General features: G+C 55.8%; 26 protein-coding genes and 1 riboswitch. Of the genes, 4 read left to right on the plus strand and 22 right to left on the minus strand.

Translation table 11 applies throughout. The annotated features are described in order from the left end of the window. The 14 genes from QZ517_RS12660 to miaB form a co-directional block, all read right to left on the minus strand. On the minus strand, window positions 1–449 hold a 449-nt coding region (locus tag QZ517_RS12660), incomplete at its 3' end, for a (d)CMP kinase (RefSeq protein ID WP_294227345.1). An 86-nt stretch (window positions 450–535) separates the two neighbouring features. Next, on the minus strand, window positions 536–1,039 hold the full coding sequence (locus QZ517_RS12665; protein WP_294227348.1) for a hypothetical protein: 504 nt from the start codon (window positions 1,037–1,039) through the stop codon (window positions 536–538). Between the two features lie 92 nt (window positions 1,040–1,131). Beyond that, window positions 1,132–2,478, minus strand: coding sequence for a 3-phosphoshikimate 1-carboxyvinyltransferase (gene aroA, locus QZ517_RS12670; RefSeq protein WP_294227350.1), 1,347 nt, complete (start codon window positions 2,476–2,478; stop codon window positions 1,132–1,134). A gap of 104 nt (window positions 2,479–2,582) precedes the next feature. Then, window positions 2,583–3,629, minus strand: a complete 1,047-nt coding sequence (locus tag QZ517_RS12675) for an amidohydrolase family protein (RefSeq protein ID WP_294227352.1) — start codon at window positions 3,627–3,629, stop codon at window positions 2,583–2,585. Window positions 3,630–3,684: 55 nt separating this feature from the next. Beyond that, window positions 3,685–4,422, minus strand: coding sequence for a tRNA (guanosine(46)-N7)-methyltransferase TrmB (gene trmB, locus QZ517_RS12680; protein WP_294227354.1), 738 nt, complete (start codon window positions 4,420–4,422; stop codon window positions 3,685–3,687). 58 nt (window positions 4,423–4,480) lie between these two features. Then, window positions 4,481–5,335, minus strand: coding sequence for a bile acid:sodium symporter family protein (locus tag QZ517_RS12685; protein ID WP_294227357.1), 855 nt, complete (start codon window positions 5,333–5,335; stop codon window positions 4,481–4,483). A gap of 156 nt (window positions 5,336–5,491) precedes the next feature. Then, window positions 5,492–6,673 (minus strand): methionine adenosyltransferase, encoded by a 1,182-nt coding sequence (gene metK / locus QZ517_RS12690; protein WP_294227359.1) that lies wholly within the window; start codon window positions 6,671–6,673, stop codon window positions 5,492–5,494. 4 nt (window positions 6,674–6,677) lie between these two features. Beyond that, window positions 6,678–6,726: riboswitch (SAM-SAH riboswitch) on the minus strand. Between the two features lie 35 nt (window positions 6,727–6,761). Further along, entirely contained in the window at window positions 6,762–8,267 is a 1,506-nt protein-coding gene (gene lnt / locus QZ517_RS12695; protein WP_294227360.1) for an apolipoprotein N-acyltransferase, read from the minus strand. Continuing rightward, window positions 8,260–9,156, minus strand: a complete 897-nt coding sequence (locus tag QZ517_RS12700; RefSeq protein WP_294227362.1) for a hemolysin family protein — start codon at window positions 9,154–9,156, stop codon at window positions 8,260–8,262. Before QZ517_RS12700 ends, lnt begins: the two co-directional genes overlap by 8 nt. A 36-nt stretch (window positions 9,157–9,192) precedes the next feature. Then, the gene (gene ybeY, locus QZ517_RS12705) at window positions 9,193–9,699 is read right to left on the minus strand and encodes an rRNA maturation RNase YbeY (RefSeq protein ID WP_294227364.1); all 507 of its coding nucleotides are present in this window, start codon (window positions 9,697–9,699) and stop codon (window positions 9,193–9,195) included. Between the two features lie 40 nt (window positions 9,700–9,739). After that, window positions 9,740–10,765, minus strand: coding sequence for a PhoH family protein (locus tag QZ517_RS12710; RefSeq protein WP_294227384.1), 1,026 nt, complete (start codon window positions 10,763–10,765; stop codon window positions 9,740–9,742). 184 nt (window positions 10,766–10,949) lie between these two features. Further along, on the minus strand, window positions 10,950–11,249 hold the full coding sequence (locus QZ517_RS12715; RefSeq protein WP_294227366.1) for a hypothetical protein: 300 nt from the start codon (window positions 11,247–11,249) through the stop codon (window positions 10,950–10,952). A gap of 12 nt (window positions 11,250–11,261) precedes the next feature. After that, a complete protein-coding gene (locus QZ517_RS12720; RefSeq protein WP_294227367.1) occupies window positions 11,262–11,837 on the minus strand; it encodes an OmpA family protein in 576 nt (191 codons plus the stop codon). A gap of 241 nt (window positions 11,838–12,078) precedes the next feature. After that, window positions 12,079–13,413 carry a tRNA (N6-isopentenyl adenosine(37)-C2)-methylthiotransferase MiaB gene (miaB, locus tag QZ517_RS12725; RefSeq protein ID WP_294227369.1) on the minus strand — a complete coding sequence of 445 codons (1,335 nt, stop codon included), beginning with the start codon at window positions 13,411–13,413 and terminating at the stop codon, window positions 12,079–12,081. A 122-nt stretch (window positions 13,414–13,535) separates the two neighbouring features. On the opposite strand from miaB, the gene QZ517_RS12730 reads away from it, so the two are divergent. Both QZ517_RS12730 and QZ517_RS12735 read left to right on the plus strand, forming a co-directional pair. Next, window positions 13,536–14,405, plus strand: coding sequence for a hypothetical protein (locus tag QZ517_RS12730; RefSeq protein WP_294227371.1), 870 nt, complete (start codon window positions 13,536–13,538; stop codon window positions 14,403–14,405). Next, the gene (locus QZ517_RS12735; RefSeq protein WP_294227372.1) at window positions 14,396–15,940 is read left to right on the plus strand and encodes a phospholipase D family protein; all 1,545 of its coding nucleotides are present in this window, start codon (window positions 14,396–14,398) and stop codon (window positions 15,938–15,940) included. Before QZ517_RS12730 ends, QZ517_RS12735 begins: the two co-directional genes overlap by 10 nt. Before the next feature lie 4 nt (window positions 15,941–15,944). Here QZ517_RS12735 and QZ517_RS12740 read toward each other — a convergent pair whose 3' ends face one another. Further along, window positions 15,945–16,928: an NADPH:quinone reductase gene (locus tag QZ517_RS12740; protein WP_294227373.1), complete on the minus strand. Its 984-nt coding sequence runs from the start codon at window positions 16,926–16,928 to the stop codon at window positions 15,945–15,947. A gap of 85 nt (window positions 16,929–17,013) precedes the next feature. Continuing rightward, a complete protein-coding gene (gene irrA / locus QZ517_RS12745; RefSeq protein WP_294227374.1) occupies window positions 17,014–17,430 on the minus strand; it encodes an iron response transcriptional regulator IrrA in 417 nt (138 codons plus the stop codon). Between the two features lie 180 nt (window positions 17,431–17,610). Between irrA and fabA the strand changes: the two genes are divergently transcribed. After that, entirely contained in the window at window positions 17,611–18,117 is a 507-nt protein-coding gene (gene fabA / locus QZ517_RS12750; RefSeq protein WP_294227375.1) for a bifunctional 3-hydroxydecanoyl-ACP dehydratase/trans-2-decenoyl-ACP isomerase, read from the plus strand. A 123-nt stretch (window positions 18,118–18,240) separates the two neighbouring features. On the opposite strand, the gene QZ517_RS12755 is transcribed toward fabA, so the two are convergent. From QZ517_RS12755 to QZ517_RS12780, 6 genes are read right to left on the minus strand one after another with little or no spacing between them, the layout of a single operon-like run. Next, complete coding sequence (locus QZ517_RS12755; protein ID WP_294227376.1) at window positions 18,241–18,723, minus strand: DUF1579 domain-containing protein; 483 nt, start codon at window positions 18,721–18,723, stop codon at window positions 18,241–18,243. 53 nt (window positions 18,724–18,776) lie between these two features. Next, the gene (locus tag QZ517_RS12760; RefSeq protein WP_294227377.1) at window positions 18,777–19,103 is read right to left on the minus strand and encodes a hypothetical protein; all 327 of its coding nucleotides are present in this window, start codon (window positions 19,101–19,103) and stop codon (window positions 18,777–18,779) included. An 18-nt stretch (window positions 19,104–19,121) separates the two neighbouring features. Further along, the gene (locus QZ517_RS12765) at window positions 19,122–20,648 is read right to left on the minus strand and encodes a hypothetical protein (RefSeq protein ID WP_294227378.1); all 1,527 of its coding nucleotides are present in this window, start codon (window positions 20,646–20,648) and stop codon (window positions 19,122–19,124) included. After that, entirely contained in the window at window positions 20,630–22,084 is a 1,455-nt protein-coding gene (locus QZ517_RS12770) for a hypothetical protein (RefSeq protein ID WP_294227379.1), read from the minus strand. Before QZ517_RS12770 ends, QZ517_RS12765 begins: the two co-directional genes overlap by 19 nt. Then, complete coding sequence (locus QZ517_RS12775) at window positions 22,075–22,995, minus strand: SEL1-like repeat protein (RefSeq protein ID WP_294227380.1); 921 nt, start codon at window positions 22,993–22,995, stop codon at window positions 22,075–22,077. Before QZ517_RS12775 ends, QZ517_RS12770 begins: the two co-directional genes overlap by 10 nt. Next, on the minus strand, window positions 22,964–23,170 hold the full coding sequence (locus tag QZ517_RS12780; RefSeq protein WP_294227381.1) for a hypothetical protein: 207 nt from the start codon (window positions 23,168–23,170) through the stop codon (window positions 22,964–22,966). The genes QZ517_RS12775 and QZ517_RS12780 overlap by 32 nt, the downstream gene beginning before the upstream one ends. Window positions 23,171–23,835: 665 nt before the next feature. Between QZ517_RS12780 and QZ517_RS12785 the strand changes: the two genes are divergently transcribed. Next, window positions 23,836–24,725, plus strand: an 890-nt coding sequence (locus QZ517_RS12785) for an ABC transporter substrate-binding protein (RefSeq protein ID WP_294227382.1), incomplete at its 3' end; no start/stop codon positions are given.

A 24,725-nucleotide genomic window follows, 5' to 3' on the forward strand; every position in this document is an offset into this window, starting at 1 on the left:
GTTTCGCGGCTGATCTCCGTGCCTTTGCTTGCCAGTTCCAAATAGCGCCGCTCTGCACGCACATCTGCGCTTGCCGTCACAAACAGCTTGGCGTCGGCATTTGGGCAAATCACGGTGCCAATATCGCGCCCATCCAAAACTGCGCCACCGGCGCGCCGCGCAAATGCACGCTGGAAATCCACCAGTGCCGAGCGCACCTCCGCAATCACCGCCACTTTGCTGGCCGCTTGCGCCACCTCTGGCGTACGCAGATTATCTGCCGCAAGATCTTCCGCGGTCAAAGCTTGGGCAGCAGCCACAGGCTCCGTCCCGTCCAAAGTCCGCGCACCAACCGCCCGATACAGCAATCCGGTGTCCAAATGCGCCAAACCGTAATGCGCCGCCACAGCTTTGGAAATTGTGCCTTTGCCCGCTGCCGCTGGTCCATCGATCGCAATGGTAAACCGCATGTCTTGCCCTGCCTTGTCCTAATCTTTAGCCGCTCTACCGAGCCAATCCGTGTTGCGCAAGCCGCAGGTCAGACGATCCGGCCAGTTTATGCCCAGCGCCGTCGCACCCGCAGCGCCGCCCCGCTCAGCAGCCCGACAATGGCCAGCGTGGCCGCAGCCGATTTGCACCGTGTCCAAAAACTCGCAAAGGACACCACGCTGTCTTCAAGCCCGTCCGCGCCACTGTGCAACATTGTCGCCACCATATAGTTCTCAAGATAGTCAGCAGAGACCATGATCAGCGCCACAAAGGAAAACACCATGCTCCAAGGCCGCTCAAACAGGTTTTGGAACCCAACAATCAGCATAATGCCCAAAAGCGCCGGATAGATCAGGTCCAACCGCAACTGCACCGAAAGGTAAAAGTCGCGCCCATCAGCCGTCAAAGACGTCAAGAAATTCCGCGCTTCCTGCGCCGTATATCCAAACGGCCGCATATCAAACGGCACCATCCCGCCAGCAGCGTCACTGATCGTGGGCATGGTCCAAAACACCATCACCAAGTAAATGGCGGTTGCCGCCGCAAAACTGCTCCAAAACACCCGCTGCATATGGCCTCGCTACTGGTTGACACCACACAACGCAGTGTGGCCCGATCATGCCCGAGCCACCGCCAAAATCAACAAAAACGTATTTCTCAAGTTTAAGCGCGGCTGATCTGCGCGCCCAAGCTTTCCATAAGCGGCTCAAAAATCGGGAAAGACGTGGCAATTGGCCCGCCGTCATCCAGACTCACTGGGTTTTGAGTGGCCATGCCCATCACCATAAAGCTCATCGCGATACGGTGATCCAGATGGCTCTCACAAGTTGCGCCGCCCGGCACATTGCCGTGCCCAAGACCTTTCACGATCCACCAATCGTCGCCCTCGTCAACCTCCACACCATTGGCGCGCAGCCCTTTGGCCATAGCGTCAATCCGGTCACTTTCTTTCACGCGCAATTCTTTCACGCCTTTCATGACCGTGTCGCCTTTGGCAAAGGACGCCACAACAGACAGCACCGGATATTCGTCAATCATGCTGGCCGCACGGGCTGGATCGATTTCTGCGCCCGTGAGGTTAGGCGAGAACCGCGCACGCAGGTCCGCCACAGGCTCCCCGCCCTCTTCGCGCTCATTTTCAAACGTCAGGTCAGCGTTCATTGCCTGCAGCGCATAAAACAGCCCTGCCCGCGTAGGGTTCAGGCCAATGTTGGGCACGAGTATATCCGACCCCGGTGTGATGATCGCCGCACACACTGGGAAGGCTGCTGAGCTTGGATCACGCGGTACCACAATGGTCTGCGGTTTCAATTCCGGTTGACCGGTCAGGGTAATGACGCGTCCTTGGTCAGTCTCTTCGACAGAAATCTCCGCGCCAAATCCCGCCAACATGCGTTCAGTATGATCGCGCGTCGCTTCTTTCTCGATCACCACAGTCTGGCCCGGCGCATTAAGACCGGCCAACAGAACCGCAGATTTCACCTGCGCCGACGGCATCGGCACCTCGTAGCGCACCGGCACCGCATCTTTTGCGCCCACTATGGTCATTGGCAAACGTCCACCGGAACGCCCGACCGACGTTGCACCAAACAAGGCGATGGGGTCGGTCACCCGAGCCATTGGGCGGCCATTCAGGCTCGCGTCACCTGTAAATGTCACCGTAATGTCGCTGCTCGCCATTGCGCCCATGATCAGCCGCACGCCAGTGCCAGAGTTGCCGCAGTCGATGATGTTGTCCGGCTCTGCAAAGCCACCAACACCCACGCCATGCACAGACCAATTGCCTTCGCCGTGGTTGATCACCTCTGCCCCAAACGCCGCCATCGCCTTGCCGGTGTCGAGCACGTCTTCGCCCTCCAGCAGGCCGGAGATTTTGGTCTCACCAACCGCCATCGCGCCAAGGATCAAGCTGCGGTGGCTGATCGACTTGTCACCAGGCACATGCGCCTCACCAGACAGGGGGCCGCAAGGGGAAGAAGTCATCGGAATTGGGGTGCCGTGGCCAGACATAGCGCGTCATCCTTATTGCTTTCGCCAACGCTGTTAGCGCAACAAATGCCCAAGGTCCATGGCAGGAGTGACGCGATTGTTGCGCCACACCCGCCAAGGCCGCTTCAGGTCGCATCCCCCGTCAGCCAGTGCCTCACGTTGTCATGTGCGATCTGATAATACAGATCGTCTCCCAAAGCATGCCGCATCCGCATAGAGACCGCCCTTTCAGACAAGTCTTCTTGCTTGGTCATGTAGTAATCAGAGCCAAAAAGCACACGGGATCGCAACGCGTCGTTCTTCAGGAAAATATCGAGATATGGCAGGTTCTCTTCAAAATCGAACATCGTGTAGCTGATGTCGGTAAACAGGTTGGGATAGTCCGGCGACTTGATCATATCCCGTATCATTGTCACCCAGTTCACAATCCGCGCGTCTGGGTCCAGTGGATCAATGCCCGCCACATAATCTTCCCACTCATCACTGCCGCCAAAATGCGCCAAACAAATGCGCAATTCCGGAAACTGCGCCATCACTGGGATGTAGCGATGCGGCGCGCCGAGGTCTTCGCCCCACACACCAGCCGCATTTTTCCCATAGACGCCCCCGCGTGAGCAATGCGTCATCACAGGAAGATTGTTGTCGATGCAGTAAGGATAAACCTTGTCCATCAAAACCGGATGGTAGGGGTAATAACCCAGCTTGGGATACAGCTTCAGCCCGCGAAACCCATGGTCCTCCACACAACGACGGAATTCATCAAACGCCCCCTCGCGGGCAGGATGCAAGGCGGCAAAAGGGATCAAACGACCGGCGTATTTCTCATCGCGACAAAGCTGCGCCAAAATATCATGCTGCTCTCGCAACCCAACCGGCGCCTCGCTATAGCCACCCGGCGCAATGTCCATCGGTAAGATGACAAACTGCGTATCGTCGGGGTAATGTGGCAGCACCCGCTGCAAGACTTTCTCTTGTGTTCCCAACCGCCCGACGTCAGCCATCCGCGCCAACCGTTCGATCTGCGGCGCAACACCCTTGAGCATTTTTGCAAGAAAATTGATCAGATGCGGCTTGTTGCGCAGCTTGCCCACAATCGGACTCGGAAAATCTTTAGGAACATTGTCCAGCGTGAACAAATGGAGGTGACAGTTGATAATATGGCGATCTGACATGGGGCACTCAATATACAATTAAATGCCGCTAGAATTATGCAAAGCCGTGCCTTTATCAAGTCTTCCGAAAAGTCAGGTAATGCGGCGTGCGCCCTTCGCGGAAGGCTTTTTGCTCATAGCGCGTGGAAATCCAATCCCCCCACGGCTCCCGCCAGTCCTCCGGCTTCTCCGCCAGCCACTCAAACCCCTGACGTGGCACTTCTTCCAACGTCTGGCGCACATAATCCTCAATATCCGTCGCCACGCGAAAAATCGCACCGGGCTTTAGCTTCCGCGACAAAGGCTCCAGATGTTCTGCTGTAACAAACCGACGGCGATGGTGGCGCTTCTTTGGCCAGGGATCGGGATAGAGCAGAAACGCCCGGCTCAGGCTTTCATCTGGCAGCACGTCAAACATGTCGCGCGCATCACCCGGATGCACCTTGATGTTCTCTGCCCCCGCCTCACGGATTTTGCCCAGCAACATAGCAACACCGTTGATATACGGCTCACAGCCGATGATACCAACATCCGGGTTCTGCACCGCCTGATGCACCATGTGCTCACCGCCGCCAAAGCCCACTTCAAGCCAAACATCTTTGCCGCCAAACAGCGCCTCAAGGTCAAGGTTCTCCCGCTCCGGGTTTACATCCCAGCCAACCTTGCCCGGCGACAATGCCGCAAGATCTTCATCCAGATAAGCCTCTTGGCTTGGCCGCAGTCCTTTGCCTTTGAAGCGGCCATAGAAGTTGCGCCAAGGCGCACCGCTTGCGTGTCTACCTGAATCCTTGCCGGGGTGTTTGTCGTCGGACATGCCAAATTACCTTATGCTGCGGGCTTGCCTTTGCCCAAACCCGCAGCAAAGGTCAAGTTCAGCCAAAAATCTTACGCAGGATAAACATACCCGGAAGGGTCACAATATACATGGTGATCCCATAAACCGCCGCCGGAATGGCGTACTCCGGGATGCCGCCTGTCTGTGCGACCAATCCCGCAACAGCAATGCCCAACGCGGCGTTCTGCACCCCCATCTCTACCGAGATGCACAAGCCGTCCGGCCCAGACAGCCCCAACACACGCGCCACCACAACACCGGCAACCAATAACACAACGTTGAGCGCCATCAGAACCGGCCCCAAACCACCAATATTTTCCATGAACATCGTCCAGTTGGTCGCCAGCGCCGCCGCCACGATCACCACAAACAACACCAGCGCCAGCGTGGAAACCCGCCGCTCGTTGTTGTCGGCAAATATCGGTGCCACAAACCGCAGCAACACGCCAATCGCCACCGGAATTGCGGTGATCACAAACATGCTCATGCCAATTGCGGTCACATTGATCACCGGCGCATCCCCACCGAGAAAGGTGGTTGCTGCCCAGCCTGTCAAGGCTGGCACTGTCAGCACCGACAACAGGCTCACCACCGCGGTCAATGTAATCGATAGCGCGACCGTGCCGCCGGCCAACTTGGTCAGAATACTGGAGGTTACCCCACCAGGGCAAAAGGACAGAAGCATCACCCCAAAAGCCATCGCGGGCGGCAAGTTTGTGAATGATACCAAGAGAAGCGCCACCGCGGGCACCGCCACCACCTGCATCAGAACGCCAACTATCACCGCCCTTGGCATGGTCAACACCCGGCCAAAATCAGCAAAGGTCAGCCCAAACCCCAAAGAAAACATAATAATCGCCAACGACAGCGGCAAAGCCACATCGATCAACATCGCGCATTCCTCCCATTTCGCAGGGCGACCGTGGCACAGGTCTTTAACAATTCCAAAGACTTCCGTTGGGGCAGCTTTTTGATTGCCACAGCCCCAGAATCGAAAAAGCCCGCCAAGAAACTCGGCGGGCTGTTCAATCTTGCGATGCGTCGCAGATCAAATGGCTTTTTTCAGTTCCTCAACCAGATCTGTGCGTTCCCAGCTGAAGCCACCGTCGTCACTTGGCGTGCGGCCAAAGTGGCCATAGGCCGCAGTGCGCTCATAAATTGGCTTGTTGAGCTGCAGCTTCTCGCGAATGCCTCGCGGGGTAAGGCACATCACATTGCGGATCGCTTTTTCAATATCCGCGGGTGCCACATCACCAGTGCCATGCGTGTCCGCATAGATCGACAGCGGCTCTGACACGCCAATCGCATAAGAAAGCTGAATGGTGCAACGCTCGGACATGCCCGCCGCCACGACGTTCTTCGCCAGATAGCGCGCGACATAAGCTGCAGAGCGATCCACCTTGGTTGGGTCTTTTCCGGAAAACGCCCCGCCACCATGTGGGGCTGCGCCGCCATAGGTGTCCACAATGATCTTGCGGCCCGTCAAACCCGCGTCGCCATCCGGGCCACCAATCACAAACTTGCCGGTTGGGTTCACGTGCCACGCAGTGGCATCCGTGATCCACCCGTCTGGCAGGGTTTCGCGAATGTAAGGCTCCACCACCGCACGCACATCCGCGCTGGTCATGGTCTCATCCATGTGTTGAGTGGACAGCACAATCGAGCCAACGCCCACGGGCTTGCCACCTTCATACATAACCGACAGCTGCGATTTTGCGTCAGGACCAAGTGTGGGTTCCTGGCCAGATTTGCGCACCTCTGCCAAACGCCGCAGGATTGCGTGGGCGTATTGGATAGGCGCCGGCATCAACGCGTCGGTTTCAGTGGTCGCATAGCCGAACATTATGCCCTGATCGCCGGCGCCTTCGTCTTTGTCTCCATCCGCGTCTACACCCTGCGCGATATGCGCGGACTGCTCGTGCAGCAGGTTGGTGATCTCCACGGTCTCGTGGTGGAACTTTTCCTGTTCGTAGCCAATGTCTTTGATGCAGGCGCGCGCAATCTCATCAATGCGCTCCATGTAATCATGCAGCTTGTCTTGATCGGACAGGCCAACCTCGCCACCAATCACCACCCGGTTTGTTGTGGCAAATGTCTCCGCCGCCACGCGGGCCTCAGGTTCTTCTGCTAAAAACGCATCCAATACGGCATCGGAAATGCGATCACACACCTTATCAGGGTGGCCTTCCGAAACACTTTCGGAAGTAAACGTGTAGTTCTGTCGTGTCATGAAGTGCTCCAATATGCGTAATTCGCCACGTCAGGAAGCCGTTGTGGCGATAATTTCCAGTCTGCCTTACGCCCCCGTCACCGCAGGGTCAATGTGTTTCGCGACGTCGCAGTAAAAGCGCCGTTAACAGCAGCAGCACAACCACAATGGTTAACGGCAAATCACCACTCTTTGCATACAGAGTTTTAGACAACGGCTCCGGCAACGCCGCATCCAGATATCCGGCAGTGTTAAGCGGCAGCTCATCCAACACGTGACCCTTGGCATCGATCACTGCGCTCACCCCCGTATTGGCCGCCCGCAGCACGGGCAAACCACTCTCAATTGCCCGCATGCGGGCTTGTGCCAAATGCTGATAAGGCCCCGAAAAATTGCCAAACCAGGCGTCATTGGTCAGATGCAAGATGAAATCAGGCCGCTCTGGTGCCGCCCGCACGTCTTGAGGAAACACGGCCTCATAGCAAATCAGCACCAAGGCTTTGCCCAAGGCCCCAAGATCCATGACATCCGCCCCTGCGCCGGGTGAAAACCCATCTCCAGTGCGGCTGGCCAACCCCTGAATGCCAATTTTGCTCAGCATATCACCAAGCGGAATGTATTCCCCAAACGGCACCAGATGATGCTTGTCATATGTCTGGGTGACACGTCCCTCCGCGTCCATTAACACCGCCGCGTTAAATATCCGCGCCCCCTCTGCCCGGTTGATGCCCAACACCACCGGCACATCCCCTGCGGCATCAGATATGATCCCCAAGGTCCTTGACGCATTGTGCAGCCACACCGGCACCGCAGTCTCCGGCCAGACAATTAGATCCGGACGTTCTTCACCCTCGCGCGTATAGCGCGCCAGGCGCTCAAAAAAGACGCCAGCGTATTGCGGATCCCACTTTTGATGTTGGGGAGCATTGGGCTGGATCAGGCGGATTGTCGGGCGATCTTCGCCCGGTACACGGTCAGAGACAGGAGCCGGAACAAACAAACCTGCGACGCCAACCAACGCAATGGGTATCCAGAACCGCCGTCGAGCTCCGCCAAACATCGCCCACGCCAGACACCAAGCCACCAAAAAGAAAACTGCGTTTAATCCGTGCGGACCAACACACGCTGCTCCCTGCCCGGCGGCCTGCTCAATCAACACATAAGACGGCATCGCCCAGGGAAACCCGGTCAACAAATAGGCGCGAACAAGCTCCGCCAAGGTAAGCGTCAGCACCACAGGCCAAGTTGTGGCGCTTAGCTGTTTGGCCGCCCAGAAAGCCAATGCAAAGAATAGTGCCAGCCCAACCGACATAAACGTAATCGCAAAGGGCGCCATCCAGCCGTGTAGCCATGGATCCACAAGGAACGGTTCGACAATCCAGCTCAGTGAAAGCGCAAAGTAGCCGGTGCCAAACCCCAGCCCCAGGAGGAAAGCCAACTTGCCTGAAACGGCACGCATCAACAGATAAAACGCGGCCACAAAGCCAAGTAGCGTCAAGATCCAAAGATCAAATGGCGGGTGCCCCAGCGCAGCGACTAGCCCGGCGAGCGCGCCGCCGCCAATCGTCTTCCAAGGAACAGCCCGCAACCAGCGGCGCAAAGCGCCGTCAGCCATCCTGCACAACCACGCTTGCGCTTGGCAGGAACACCCGCAGACGTTTGATCCGGCGTGGATCGGCATCCACCACTTCAAACTCAACACCGTCCGGGCTTTCCACCACTTCGCCGCGCGCAGGCACATGCCCGGCCAACATAAAGACCAACCCGCCCAGCGTGTCGATTTCCTCTGGGTCCACCTCTTCGTGATGGGTCAAAGACCGGCCAACAGCCGTTTCAAACTCATCCAAGGGCGTTTTTGCCAGCGCGAGATAGCAGCCAGGCTTCTCCTCCACAAAGAGGTCAGCTTCTTCCACGTCATGCTCGTCTTCGATCTCCCCGATGACCTGTTCAATCAGATCTTCAATGGTGACCAAACCGTCCACACCACCATATTCGTCAATCACCAAAGCCATGTGCCGTCTCTCGGCCTGCATCTTGGTCAGCAACACGCCAATCGACATGCTTGGCGGCACAAACAGCAACGGCCGCAACACTTTGGTGATGTCAAAATCCTTGGCGTTGTCGCCGTTAAACCCGTGTCGCAACGCGAAGTCCTTGAGGTGTACAAATCCCACTGGCGTATCCAGAGTATTTTCGTACACCGGCACACGAGTCAGCCCGCTGTCGCGAAACAGTTGAACAAGCTCAATTTTGGTGATGGTTGTGGGCACCGATTGAATATCGGCTTTGGGAACGGCCACGTCTTCCACCCGCATGCGACGCAGGTTCATCATACCATGTGCCTGCGGCACGGGCGTGTTTACGCGGGCCGGGCGTTCTACCACGGCATCTTGTGTGTCACTCATACCAAACAGGCGGCCAATCCAACCTTTTGGTTTCTTTATCTGGCCTTCCGGCTGCGCGCTTGGCGCTGCGTTAGAAGACCCGTCTGAACTATCGCCCATGGGCCCTTTCCAAGGTTTCCTGCGGTATTTTGCCCGCTATTTGATCTCATATGGGTCTGCCAGACCCATTTTGCCAAGTATGGTGGTCTCTAAACCTTCCATCAAAGTGGCATCTTTGTCACGCACATGGTCATACCCCATCAAATGCAAGGTGCCATGCACCATCAAATGGGTCACATGATCCGCCATGGATTTGCCAGCCTCCACCGCTTCACGCGCACAGGTGTCATATGAAATCGCAATGTCGCCAAGCTCTTCCGGTACGCCCGGAAAGCTTGGCTCTGGCAGGTCCGGCGTGCCGCCATCCACATCGACACCGCGCTCGTCACTGGGCCAACTCAGCACATTTGTGGCTTTGTCCTTGTCACGAAAATCCGCATTCAGCACCGCAATGCGCGTGTCGTCACAGGCCAACACTGCAATCTCAAACGCGGCGGTCTCCAAGCACAGATGCCCCAAGACCGCCTGTGCCGCAGTTTCAGCCAGGTCTTCAAACGCCACCGCATTCCAGCGATCGTCCTCAATGATGGTATCTGTCAGCATTGCGCCCGCGCCGCGTGAGTATCTCTGGCAAAAGGGCGTCTCAGGACCTTTTATCCTTATCTTTCAACGCCCGCATCGCATCCGCGTCATAAGCCTTGATAATCGCAGCCACAAGCGGGTGGCGCACCACATCGTCTGCCGTGAAGTAGTTGAAACTGACATTATTAATATTGGACAAAAGCCGTTCCGCATCTTTCAAGCCAGACGGCACACCGCGTGGCAAATCGATCTGGCTGCGGTCCCCAGTGATCACCATACGACTACCCTCGCCAAGACGGGTGAGGAACATCTTCATCTGCATGGTGGTCGCGTTTTGCGCCTCATCCAGCACCACAAACGCGTTGGCCAACGTCCGACCCCGCATAAAGGCCAGAGGTGCGATCTCGATCTTCTTTTCCTCGATCAACTTGCCCAGTTGCTTGGCCGGCAGAAAATCATTCAGCGCATCATACAGCGGCTGCATGTAAGGATCGACTTTGTCTTTCATATCACCGGGCAAGTAGCCTAGTTTCTCCCCGGCCTCGACAGCAGGGCGAGACAGAATAATCCGATCCACCTGCCCCGAAATGAACATGCTCACACCAACGGCGACCGCCAGATAGGTCTTGCCGGTCCCAGCCGGGCCAATGCCAAAGGCCAACTCATTGTCAAACAGCGACAGCACATAGGCTTTCTGGGCATCGGTGCGCGGTTCAACCAGCTTTTTACGGGTCTTAATTTCAACCGCGCCGCCTTTGAACATCTCGATTTGATCGCCGTCTCGCGCGCCGGTGTCTTCTTCAGACCCACCCATGCGAATCTCGCGATCAATATCGCCGCCTTCCACAGACTTGCCACTCTCCAAACGGGTGTAGAGCCCAGTGAGCACCTCTGCGGCCTCAGCTTGCGCTGTCTCTTCGCCATGAATGTCGAGTACATTGCCCCGGCGCAGGATCTGCACACCCAGTTTTTGCTCTATATCCGCAAGGTTGCGATCATATTCGCCGCAAAGCTCGATCAGCAGTCTGTTGTCCGGGAATTCCACCGAGGTATTTTTCGGGGCATCGGATGAAGGCGGTGGGGTCATGGTGCCTGTGGGCAATCACATCTCCTGTGACGAAGGTTATGCCCCTATCGTGCCAAGTTGCGTAGGCAGGCGCAAGCGCAGGGTCGTGAATTTTCCGTGACGCGCGCGAGATTGCCTAGGCACACCGCAGAAAAAAGGCCGCCGAGTGTTCTTGGCGACCTTCAAAATTTCTAGGCGATGTGGATCAGATCCAGTCGCCGATGCCCGCGCCCTTCTTGAACGGGCCGGTGGCCACGCCGGGAGGGGCAGCACCTGAGCATACCGGCTTGCCATATGGGTCCAGACGCTGGGACAGATAGCCCTCCACACCGTCATCAATGATCCAGTGGTCACAGCCATTGGGATCAACCCAGATGCCAGCAATCAGATTGCTCAAGTGGCCATCATCGGTGAAGTTGTCCACGGTCTTGTCGACCTTGTTGTCAACACAGGCCGACACACTCACTGCGAGGCCGAGAAGCAGAACACTTTTGGTCAGTTTCATTTCTTCTCTCCCTCAGCGCAGACAGATGATTTCGACACGACGGTTCTCCGACATGCCAGCGGCGGTGCGGTTGGTTGCGCGCGGCATGCGCTCACCATATCCGCGCACGTCCACAACCCGTGCACCGGTGCCACGCGCCACTTTGGCCACAGCGTTGGCGCGGTTGTAGCTCAGACGCATATTGTAATCGTCGCTTGCGCGGCTGTCGGTGTGACCGGCAACAATAAAGGCCGACGCGGAAGAGCTGCTAAAGAATTCTGCCAAACGCTGACGGTTGGCCGAATTGATCGCGTATTTGTCGGTCGCAAAGAACTGGTCAGAGTTCATCACACCACAGACATTGCCACGGCGACACACCGGAATACCTTGACGGTTCACGTGTGGGGTCATGTAGCCCTCCACACCGTCATCCATCACCCAGTGCTCACATCCATCCGGATCGACCCAGACAGTTGGCACATACGGTTGGCCCAGAACAGTGCGTTGGTTTTGGGCCGCAGCGGGCTGAGCAATGGCCAGAAGCGCAACACAGGCAGCTGCCACGCCTCCAAGCGCCGCCCGCGCCATTTTCTTGGATTTATTCGCCACAGCGAGTTCCTCTCCATATCCCCCGAAAGCCATTTATTTTTTGAAACACGTTCTAAATCAAAGCTTTCTCTATTCGATCAAGATGCACTGAGTTGCGCGTCATGTGAAGAAGAAATGCTTAATTCCCCTGTCCAGTGACAAGAAATATGCCCAAAATGTGGCAGCCATGCCCTACCGTAAGGTGAGCGCAGGCATCAATATTCTCAAATTAACCAAGATTGTTTCCGAGCTTGGATCAATATCAGACCAGCACAGCACCCAGAGAGTTGGCTGAACTTTCCACGATTCTCACGCGCTTGATGTCCCCAACTTGACCCTTTGGATCCGCCACAAATACCGCGTGCAAGTAGTCTGACTTGCCCACCATTTGCCCCTCAAGCCGTCCCGGTTTTTCATAGAGCACGTTGACTTCTCTGCCGACCATGCTGTTTTGGATCTCTTTCTGCTGGGTGCTGAGCAAGGCTTGCAGGCGCTGCAACCGAACATTGGCCTCAGCCTCATCCACCAGAGGGCGCTCAGCCGCAGGGGTGCCTGGACGGGTTGAATATTTGAAGCTGTACGCCTGCCCGTATTTGACCTCTTTAATCAGGTCCAATGTGTCCTGAAAATCGGCCTCGGTCTCTTCCGGGAACCCAACAATAAAATCGCCAGACAACATCAGGTCCGGCCGTGCTGCGCGGATGCGCTCAATCAACTTGATATAGCTGTCCCGATCATGGTTGCGGTTCATACGCTTCAGAATTTTGTTGGAGCCTGACTGCACCGGCAGATGCAGATACGGCATCAGCTTGGAACAGGTGCCATGTGCTTCGATCAGGTCATCCATCATGTCGTTGGGATGGGACGTGGTAAAACGAATGCGCTCCAGCCCGTCAATTTTATCCAGTTCCCAGATCAGCCCAGCGAGGGTCATGTCGCCACCGCTATGTGTCCCGTGGTAGGCATTCACGTTCTGGCCCAGCAGAGTGATTTCGCGCACGCCGCGCTCCACCAAGTCCTGCGCCTCAGTGATCACACGATCCACCGGACGGCTGACTTCGGCACCCCTTGTGTACGGCACAACGCAGAACGCACAAAACTTGTCGCAGCCCTCTTGGACAGTCAAAAACGCAGACGGTGCACGCTTGGCCTTTGGGCGACGTTTGAGCTTTTCAAATTTGTCTTCTTCCGGAAAATCGGTGTCCAGCGCTTTGGCGCCTTCTTGGGTCTTGGCTTCCATCTCCGGCAAGCGGTGATAGGCTTGCGGCCCCACCACCAGATCAACGATCGGCTGACGCCGCATGATCTCTTTGCCCTCGGCCTGCGCAACACAGCCTGCCACACCAATCTTCAGGTCTGGCTTTTCAGCCTTCAACCCTTTGAAACGACCCAGCTCGGAGTAAACTTTCTCTGCCGCTTTTTCCCGGATGTGACAGGTGTTGAGCAGGATCATATCCGCATCATCCGGCGTGTCCGTGGTCTCATATCCCGCGCCATCCATCGCCTCGACCATGCGCTCACTGTCATAAACGTTCATCTGACAGCCGTAGGTCTTGATGAAGAGCTTCTTTTTCTCAGCGGTGGTGTTGTCGGCCATGGGACATATCCTGCAGCGGTTTCAAGGCGCCTCCCTACAGAAAACGGGGGGCGCTTGCAATGCGCTCGCTTTTAGCAGATTTTGAGTGCAACAAGGACAAAAACACGCAAATGGGGCCGCGCATGACATACGACTCGGTGGAGCAGTTTCTGCGCAGCGGCACTGCCGAACTGGCAAAAGGGCCAGTAGCATTGATCTTTGCAGAAGATGACGTCGAAATCGCAAGTACGCTGTATCATCATCTCGACCTTGGCTTCACAAAAGTCATCGTATTTATGCCCGCGGAATTTGCCCTGTCTGACGAATTGGCGGCGCTCTGTCCCCGCATCACAATGGATGTGGCACGTGGCCAGCCAATGATCGATGCGGTGAACCGGATAGTCGAGGCCGCGCCCGCACTCTGGCTCTATTATTGTTTTAACGCGGAATATCTATTTTTCCCGTTTTGCGAGACCCGTGGCATCGGCGAAATGCTCGCCTTTCACACCGAAGAACAGCGCGACGCAATGCTCACCTATGTGATTGATCTCTATGCGCCTGACCTAAAAGTCACCCCTGGTGCCGTGTCACTGGAAGACGCGCAATTGGACCGCTCTGGCTATTATGCTTTGGCGCGCACCGACGCGGCCAATCACGGCCACCCCAAAGAACGCCAACTGGACTTTTTTGGCGGCCTGCGCTGGCGGTTTGAAGAACACATTCCAGCCACCAAGCGCAAAATTGACCGCATCTCGATCTTCCGCGCCAAACCTGGCCTGAAATTGCGCGACGACTTCACGTTTTCAGACGAAGAATACAACACTTACGCCTGCCCGTGGCATAACAACCTCACCGCAGCCGTCTGCTCTTTTCGCACTGCCAAGGCACTGAAATTCAACCCCGGTTCGACCTTCGATATTCATGAATTCACCTGGCACAACTCGGTGCGGTTTGATTGGCATTCCCGCCAGCTGCTCGATCTTGGCCTGATGGAACCCGGACAGTGGTTCTGACAGCGGTGCCACAGCTTAACTTCGCAACCGCCATACTGATAGCGATGGGCCTCACGGCCTGCGCCAAAGTCCCCTTTGACGCGCCGCGCACGCCCTCCTACGCCCTCACGGCAGCAGATGCCTCTTCCGACGCAGTCAGCCGCGCCGTGTCCGCGCAAACCGGCAGCCAATCTGCCTATTTCGAGCTGACCAACGGCACCGACGCGCTTGGCGCCCGCCTGCGCATGATCGAAAGCGCGCAACACAGCATCGACATCGCCACTTTCTTGATCAAACCGGATACCGCCAGCGGTATCCTGACCCACCGCCTGTTTGACGCCGCCAACCGCGGCGTGCGCGTGCGGCTTTTGGTGGATGACGTTTTTACCACCGCAGACGACACCGACCTCGCCGTGCTGGACACCCATCCCAACATCGAAATCCGCATCTTCAACCCCAGCTCCCGCAATGCGCCCAAAGCCATGGGGTTTCTGTGGGATTTCAAACGTGTGAACCGACGCATGCACATCAAGACCTTTGTGGTCGACAACGACATGGCCATCATCGGCGGGCGCAATTTTGCGGATGAATACTACGAACTGAAACCCACCGAAGTTTTTGCCGATTATGATCTCGCGATCTTTGGCCGCGAGGCCGCCGAGATCAATCCCATCTTTGACACCTACTGGAACGATGCCTTTGCCGTCCCTGTCGCCAACCTACGCGCCAAATCCGCGCCACCACCGCCCCAGATCAGCCTGTCTGACTGGGCCTACGATCCCGACAGCCCCGAAGTTGCCGCTTACACCAAAGCCATCAACACGCCATACCTGCAAGAGATCGCCAACCGGCAAGTCGCGCCGTTCCGTGGCACCTCCCGCATCATTGCGGACACCCCACAAAAGCTGCGCAATCCCGATGGCAAAGGCCCGCACATTCTGGGCGAAGCCTTCTTTGCCGCCATCGCTGAGGCCAAATCTCACGTCACCCTGATCAGCCCCTATTTTGTGCCGGAAGACTACGGCGCAAAATTCTACGCTAACCTCGCCCAATCAGGCGTCAAAGTCCGCATTGTGACCAACTCGCTGGCCTCTACCAACCACGCCTATGTGCATGGCGGATACGCCCGCCACCGCGCCGATCTATTGGCTGCCGGAGTGGAACTTTATGAACTGCGCCATGACGCCATTGCCGCCCTCAATCTCACGGATATGGAACACCCACCGCACATCACGCTGCACACCAAACTCGCCGTGATCGACAACAGCTCCGTGCTGGTCGGCTCTCTCAACCTCGATCCGCGCTCAATCAAGACCAACGCCGAAATTGGCCTCCTAGTCGAGAGTCCCAGCTACGCCCGCAGCATCCTGACAAACCTGGACAAAAACCTCGCAGACTTCGCTTACAAAGTCACAGCCGAGAACACGGGCTTGCAGTGGACACATCAGCCCAAAACCATTGCCCCAACTGTGCTCACCAAAGACCCGGACGCAGGTCTCTGGCGGCGCTTCATGTCGGTACTTCCGCAATGGTTTGGCCTCGAAGGCCTAACCTAACCGCTTAGCACTTCACCAAAACCGCGCCGGTACGCCCCCCAGCCTCAACCATCTCATGTGCCGCCACCGCCTCTTCCAAGGCAAACACATTGGGCGCGTCCAACTTCAAGGCTCCATCCGCAAAAGCCCCATGCAACCGCGCAGTCGCGGCCTGACGCGCCTCAAGTGGCAGAATGTAAATCAGCGAAATATCCAGCTTCAGTGCTTTGAACAGCATCGGTCCAAACGGCATCTCCGGCGCCATATCTTTGGCAGAGCCATACGCCGCAATGGTGCCCAACGGTTTCAGAACCTCCGTTAACAACGGCAAATTTGGCCCAAGTTCCACTTCCACCGCACGATCCACGCCACCGCCACTCGCAGCGAGGATATCCGCCGCCAATGATGGGCTTGCGTAGTCAAACACGTGTGCCGCCCCCGCCGCCTTAACCCTTTCCATATCGCGCCCACCACAGGTGGCAATCACCGTCGCCCCGCCCCAAGCTGCCAGCTGCACCGCCAAAAAGCCAACCGAGCCCCCGCCACCGGACACCAGCACCGTCTTGCCCGTGACATCCCCGCCGCCAAACACCGTTTGTGCCGCTGTCAGCCCGGGGATACCCATCACCGCTCCATCTTCCAGCGTCACGTTTTCAGGCAACGTCACTGCTTGCTCTGCGGGCAAACAAATGTACTCCGCACAGGTGCCAAACGGCCGCTGCCATTGCCCATTCCAGATCCACACCCGCTGCCCAACACGTGCTGCATCAACACCGTCACCAACCGCCTCAATCACGCCCGCGCCATCACTGTGCGGCACAATCACCTCAAACGGCGGTTTGGTCACGCCGGGCCGCGCGCCCCCACGCGCTTTGCAGTCTGACGGGTTCACCCCGGAATAGGCCACCCGCACCAAAACCTCACCTGCGCCGGGAGTCGGCGTTGCCAACTCTTCGATCTGCAAAACTTCCCGCGCCGGCCCAAACCCGCGCCACGTCACTGCTTTCATGACACATCCTCTCTGCTTTGCGCCCATGCTGTCACAGGCGCAATTCAGGAACAATTGCAGTTGCAAGAGTTTGACCTCGCGTCGCTCAGGTGCGGCGCAGACGGATCACCACGTCGATCTTGGAAATCTCGGCCCCTTCGGGCGCACCTGGCAGCCGGGAAATTTCCAGCTCTTCGGCAGGCGCATCGGTCAGCACACGGTCATCTTCCCAGAAGAAGTGCGGATGATCGCCGGTGTTGGTGTCAAAATAGCTCTTGGAGCCATCCACCGTGATTTCCTGCATCAAGCCCGCCTCACAAAACGCCCGCAGCGTGTTGTAAACCGTCGCCAAAGACACACGGTCCCCATGTTCGCGCACCGAGGCGAACAGGCTTTCCGCGGTCACATGACGATCTTGACCATCGCCCACAAGCAGCGCCGCCAACGCCACACGTTGCCGTGTTGGGCGCAGCCCAGCTGAAGAGAGCCATTGGGTGCCAGTGCGAAGTGCCTCAGTGGTCATAAGTCATATCCTGTGCGTCAGCTGCATATTTAACGCAAACTGCACCCCAATTTCAAATGAAAATGAGTCGCAAACAAATCTGCGGCCCAGCGCCCCTGCCCGACTGTTGCCTTGCAGGACCACGCTGGCAGATGATAAAGCAGGCAAAAGCAACACCAGAATGACAAGGGACCCCCCAGAATGGCCAACTATCCCACGAGCTTTGACAAAGACGACCTGCTGAAATGCGCCCGTGGCGAGTTGTTTGGTCCTGGCAATGCCCAACTGCCAATGCCACCGATGTTGATGATGGACCGCATCACCGACATCTCCGCAGACGGCGGCGAGTTTGGCAAAGGCCACGTGCTTGCAGAATTCGACATCACACCAGACCTTTGGTTCTTTGACTGCCACTTCCCTGGCAACCCAATCATGCCCGGCTGCCTGGGTCTCGACGGCCTGTGGCAATTGACCGGCTTCGGCCTCGGCTGGCGCGGCATGCCCGGCAAAGGGATGGCGATGGGTGTGGGCGAAGTGAAGCTCAAAGGCATGGTCAAACCTGACCGCAAGATGCTGACCTACAATGTGCAGTACACCCGCATCATCGACCGCAAGCTGAAGCTTGGCGTTGCCAACGGCACCGTATTCGCCGATGGCGAAGAGATTTACGCAGTCAAAGACATGAAGGTTGGTCTGGCAGCTGAGTAAGCTGCGCGACCACCCTCGGGCTGCCCACAATCAGACCCATACGACAATTCAAAGCTCCCGAAGACATCTTCGGGAGCTTTTTTAGATTTTGGCGTCTATTGTCTCCGCACTACAGACAGATAGTCAGCCAGCGCGTTCAAAATCCATTGTCCAGTTTGTTTCCCATGTCGCGCCGCCATCATTGGACATCGCCTGCTCCCACCTTGGCGATGAAGTGTCTGTCCGCAACCAAAGGAACCTGACCCGTACCGGTTCTCCATTGAACATTTCGTCAGCAAAGAACGCACCCTCTCCGTCCTTAAACTTGCCGACAACTGGCTTATCAAGCTGGTGCGGATTATTCGCCGACAGCCACCAAATCGCCCAAGTTTTTTGGGTGACATCAAAATCACGGATTGCAATTGCTCGATATGGCCCACTGGGGAGATTAAGAAGGTTGTCTTCGATATTGCCATTTCCACCAAGCACTGGACGGGTTTCAGAGGTGCCGGTGAACTCCTCCCATTCTTGGCATCCAACCAACCGCTCTTTAAGGCGACGATGACTTACCCGCCACTTACCAAAGCCAAAATCAAAGTCGCTGGAGATAGTCCGTTGTTCCTGCATTTCTCTTTCCCAAGTTAATATGTTCCCTCTTTGTTCTTATCGTGAACTCGGTATCATGCAAAGAGCCTTCGCAAAAAATACTTCCCAAAGTCTGCGCGCCCCTTCATCACAAAAGTCAGCACACTGACCCGAGGTCTCTGCTCCGCTGCCGCAGTAGTGACGTTTTCCGTCACACCGCCACGATCGCCCTTGCAGAGACCATCACCGACGTCGCCAGCCGCGTTGTCGAAGTTGAGAAAAACCCGTCCAAATTTGCCATCGTCGACGGCCGCATGATCCATTCCATCGCGGTTGTGGATCAGGAAAACCCGTTCAAACGCGTGGTTGGCTGGAAAGACGACATGGTCAAATACGACCCAGACGCCGTCTATCCTCGTCATCATTTACATCGTATAGATCTAGATATCGCCCAGCCGTCCTACTTCGATCCTGAAGCCGTGCCCTCGATGTTTCTTAACCAAGAAATCGCAAAAAAATTCATCCAACTGAGAATAAGAAACGCCGACACCAATCCCGATAATGCCACCATCCACAGTCCAATATTGTGTGTCGGTCTTAACGTCATTCATCAGTTTGCTAATGCCCTTGAGGTACTTGGATGGTTTGGCGCCGCGATAGACACTTGAGGCCAATATTCTGTCTTCCAAGCGCTTGAGAACAGGGCTGTGCTCAACCGACCAGCCGTGCTTGGAACGATCGAGCACATATCGGAAGTCAGGGGCATCAGATCCGAAAGCTTGTTGCCAATACAGTTGCTCGCTTGGCGTATTGTACGCGCCTCCGGGATGTGGCCCGGGTCTATAAAATTGAACCTCTTCTGGTCGCACTGTCGTGCGACCACAGAATTGCACTACGTGAGAGTTGTTATTGTCCTTGTAGACCAGCGCATGCACAAATACCTCTGTGGGCAGCAACTTGGACGCGGCGAGTTTACGGCCGTTCAAGGTGGCTTCGTTCTCAGCCAACCATGCTTTGAAGGCGACGTTGTCGTTGTCAAATCGGCCCGCGTCCTGGGCCATTTTGGCCAGCTGAATTTCGACCCGTTGGGTGATTTCTTCACGCGCGGCTTGGTAACCACTTGCCTTGCCATCGGGCACATACCGCGCCGGAATGCCGTCTGATAGTTTTGTCGCGGCGGCTTTTGCTTTTTCAGATACAGCGCGGATTTCATCGGGCGTCTCAGCTGAGCTCAGGTCATTAAGCAGGCTATTGAACGCCATCATTGGCTCGTCAACCGGCAGGTCCAACTCGCTGCGCAACACCTCCAACTGTTGTTTGGCACCCTCGATTAACGCCTCGGTTGGGCTTTTGTCGAAGCTTTTGCGCAGCCATCGCATGGCTTCTCCGAGGTTCACTTTTGCGGTGATCCCCTGATGATCCACCCGTCCATAAAGCTGGGACATGGACATCAGTTCCTTGGCGGATTCTGCGGACATTGCTCGACCGTTGTACTCAGTCATAAAGTCAGCCCAGTCAGGCGACCCCGAAACATTGAAGCTCCACTTGTCGCCGGCCTTGGCCAAAGCACCGGCGTCAAACGTAACATAACCGGGATAGAGCAGATCATTGTCATTCGGGTCCGGTGTGAAACCAAGCCGAATATCAACGTCGTATAGCCGAATAGTGTCACGGATTTCAGGAGGAAGATCGAAGAAATTGAAACGGTCGGGCACCATACCATCCAGGTCTTCACCGTACCATTGATCTCCTCGGATATCCGTCAGACTCCAGCGCAAAACCAAATTGCGGGTTGGTTCACCAAGCAGGTGGCTGATCTTCCATTTGATGTCAAAATCGATCAACACCTCGATCCCGTCCACATTTCGGGCGGTTAGTCTTTGATCGTGAATTTCGCCCTCAAATGCTTGAACAACATGAGGGGCAAGCAGCCAAAGTGCCGCGAAGATTAGTTTCCGAACAGCCACGAGCCTACCTCTTCTTTGAATACATCTTCACGTTTGAATGGTGACAGCACCACATCCCGATGCATGTTGTCCCACCACTTCAGGCGATTGTCAGGTCGGTGCACTGTTTCGGCCGGCTTCCCATCGTCAGCCAGAACCACTTCGATTTCGATTTGCCCAGCCTCTCCCGGATAGATGGCAAGCTTGTCGTCGATAGTTCGCCATTGACCGGAGCGGAACGGGTCGATTTGCAGCGAGTTCAACACCCCGTTGGTGTTATTGTTCACCGTGAAGCTGAGTGTGCCCTTCCCTGTGCCTTCCTGCCAAACACCTGCGCCCACGACGACCCCATTTATGCGGTCGGTTGCCGTCTTGAAATCTCCCCAAGAGCCCGTGTTTTCCAAAATACTGTAGGTTGAAAAATCTGTGCCCAACCTATTGATGATACTGGCAAACTCTTCTGACCTTGTGGTCGGGTATTCCAAGGCCACGGATTGAACGTCGGAGGCATCAGCAGAGAAAAGGTACTTTTCAAAAAAAGAGCGGCTTCCGCGTGTGCCGGTTAGAGAAAACCAGTTGGCCGACATCGTATTTGTCTTCAAATCCTCGTGGCGGCCATGACTAATCAATTGGTCTCTGTAGTCTTGGATAGTGGAAATCCGCGATGCCCCGCCGGTAACGATCAGGACTGAGTTTTCATCGGAGCTTTGGAAGATACGCACGCCCCGGTTTCCAGTGACCGGTGTCGGAAAAAGCATGTTTGCCGGGTAGTGCAGCGCCCAACCTGCGTTGGTGTTCTCATACAACCGCCATTCGGTTGTTCGCGGCGCGGCCGCGGATTCACTGATCTTTTGTGCGCGAGAGTCCGCTCTGATGCGACGATCTTCATCGGACTCCCAACTGGAGCCTTCATAGCTAAAATTGGCGGCCATCTGTGTGACGATTGGGCTGTATATGGCGCTTTGGCTTTGGTCGTATTCCAACGCGAAGGCGCGGGCAAAATGGCGGTCCTCATCGAAAACAAACTTTGCGAAATATCTGCGCGCGTTCCCGCCACCGGACAGCGCAAACCACCCTGCCCCCTGGGTTTGCGTGGCACCCCGGTAGCGCGGCTCAAGCAACAGGCTTTGTTGAAACGCCTGATAACTGTCAGTGGTTCTAACAGCGCTTAGAATCGTCAGCTTGGCAGATTGATCATCGCTGAAAAAATCCTTACCCAAACCACTTGGATTGGGTGCGGGTGAGAACAGGCCTGCTGGGTATTGAATTTGCCAACCCAACTCATGCATATAATTGCGCCAGCCTGGATCCTGTTGCGCAACGGCATTGCTGGTTACAAACCACACGCCAAATAGCGTCAGGCAGGCAGCGTGCCAGCTCCGCAATAATGACTTAGCAAATACTTTGGCATGCTCGTGTCGGTTTTGATCGCGGCGTGCACCTACACTTACCCACATTGGCAAAAATCTCCCAAAGCGGCCTGGCTGCCCCGCCCAAATGCACCATCAATTTTTCCGTCATAAAAACCATGATGTTTCAACTGACGTTGCAGTTCGCGTGCAATATCCTGACTCGCAAACAGTTTTTTCATCAGCCCTGCTGCTTGCCGGTCTCCTTGCGCGGCGGCAGTCCGAAACAAAATGGCCGCCTCCATCACATCTTTGGTCACGCCTTGACCGTCGCGATACATGCGTCCAGCAGCCGTCAATGCACGTATCTCACCTTTCTCTGCAGCTTTAAGGTATTGTATGAGGGCTTCGTGGTGGCTCGCGGATATGCCCATCCCGCCTTCATATAGGATGCCAAGCCGGTACATGGCAGTGGCATGGCCTTGGTGTGCTGCATCCGAATACAAATCCGCAGCTTGCGCATAGTTTTGTGGGACGCCGCGCCCTTTTTCGTACATCCAACCAAGATTAAATGCGCCATTTCGATAACCTTGATCTGCCGAAAGCCGGTACCAGTATACGGCTTCAGCATCGCTTTGCGGTACGCCGCGCCCTTTTTCGTATAAGTAACCCAAATTGAATTGTGCTGGCGCGTAGCCTTGCCGTGCCGAGGCCAGAAACAGGCTCGAGGCATCATTGCTCCGGCTCGGTGAATTCTTCCGGTCTCGGTAGATCGTTCCAAGGTTAAACAGTGCCGCCCGATACCCCATGTCGGCTGCCTTAAAATACTCTTTGAGTGCCAGTTGTTTTTGCCCCATCGCGTCCAGTGCCCGTCCCAATTGATAGTGCGCACGCGGTTCATCAGGGTATTTTGTTGCAGCTGACTGACAGGCCGAGATTGCAAGTGAATCGATGGCAGCGAATTTCACGCCATCAACCCCCACGGGATTATCGGGGTTCAACGGGTTGGCCGCCAACATGTCGCAACGTCCCAAAATTGATGCCCGGTTGCTCTCCGCCACAGCATTGCTTGGAGTACTCATGCCCCAAGCGACACATATTAAGATCCCAATCCGGGAAAGCCGCCAAAATCTCAAACTGCACCTCATCTTTTGCAAGTCGCACGTTGGAGCCATAAATTCCAAGTTCTAGCAATCAATATCGCCTGTTTTGGATTGCCCGCCAGCCAACGAGCTTCAAGCACTCTGCCAGCTGAACGCTTAACCCGCCCAGTCTGCGACAGGCAATTAATTTCGACTGCTAATTAACTTGGCAGGCTTTCTCACACAGCCAGTGCAGGGGCCGTATTGCTCTCAATTTGTACTTTCTGTCAGGCGTAGATTTTTCCTCGGGGCCATCTGTTGGCGATCTACTGTCACCTCTAGAAGGTAAGTGCGACCAAAAGCGTCGCTTCGTCGCGCGCCCAACGTTCTCGTTAGCTAGTGACAAATCAGCCGTTTTGGAGTGATTGATACAGACGCAGCGTAGACGAATTGACTTCGTTACTGTGTTTATTGAATGTCGTTTGTTGAATTTTCGTCGGCATGTCGGAAGCGGCCGAAAATGTCCGTTTCCCCCCGAACTGTATAAGTCCAAAGTCTGCTTTGGGCTGGGAGTAGACCGAACCAACTAACGCCTGTGCGGGACTGAAGACCTTCCTCTAGGCCTAACCCCTTGAAAACAATGGCCACACAAAGCTCCTCCTTTCTCATTGCCCAGGTTTTGAAGAAACACCCCACACATACTTGACTCTTTTAGTGCGTTACTGTTCTTTGCGGTCAGTTCGCGACTCCTATCGCGACACATCCAAGGAGAGACCCATGAAAGTCAGCACACTGACACGGGGTCTTTGCTCCGCTGCCGCAGCAGTGACGTTTTCCGCAACGTCCGCCACGATCGCCCTCGCAGAGACCATCACCGTCACCGACGTCGCAGGCCGCGTTGTTGAAGTAGAAAAAAACCCGTCCAAAATTGTCATCGGCGAAGGCCGCATGATCTATTCCATCGCGGTTGTGGATCAGGAAAACCCGTTTGAGCGCGTGGTTGGCTGGAAAGACGACATGGTCAAATATGACCCCGATGCCTACCGCAAATACCTCGACAAATTCCCGGAAATTGCCGACCTCAAAAGCTTTGGCAGCCCCTATTCTGATGAATGGAATCTTGAGGCCGTGATCACGCTGGGCACCGAAGTGGTGTTTATGAACCTCGGCAACCTGCTCAAGGCGCAGGAAAGCGGTATCATCGAGAAACTCGAAGACGCTGGCGTGGCTACGGTTTTTGTTGATTTCCGTCAGAACCCAACCCAAAACACCGTGCCCAGCATCCAGCTGATGGGCCGTATCTTTGACAAACGTGACAATGCGGACGCCTTCAGTGACTACTACCAACAACAGATGAAGCTGATCTATTCCCGTGTGGAGCAAATTCCGGTTGAAGACCGCCCCATTGTCTTCATCGAAAGCGCCGCGGGCTACAATCCAAACAAGTGCTGCAATACTTTTGGCGCGGCCAACCTGGGCCGACTGGTTGACATGTCCGGAGGCCGCAACTGGGGCTCGATGAAATTCCCGGGTTTCAGAACCAGTGTCAGCCTCGAGGCGATCTTTGCGGATGATCCGGAAATCATAATCGGCACCGGCGCCAACTGGTCAGAGGCCAACCCGGCCACCACCGCCGTGTTGTTTGGCTACGAAGCTGAGCAAGCACA

The organism is uncultured Shimia sp. (assembly GCF_913054185.1).
GTDB lineage: Bacteria > Pseudomonadota > Alphaproteobacteria > Rhodobacterales > Rhodobacteraceae > Shimia.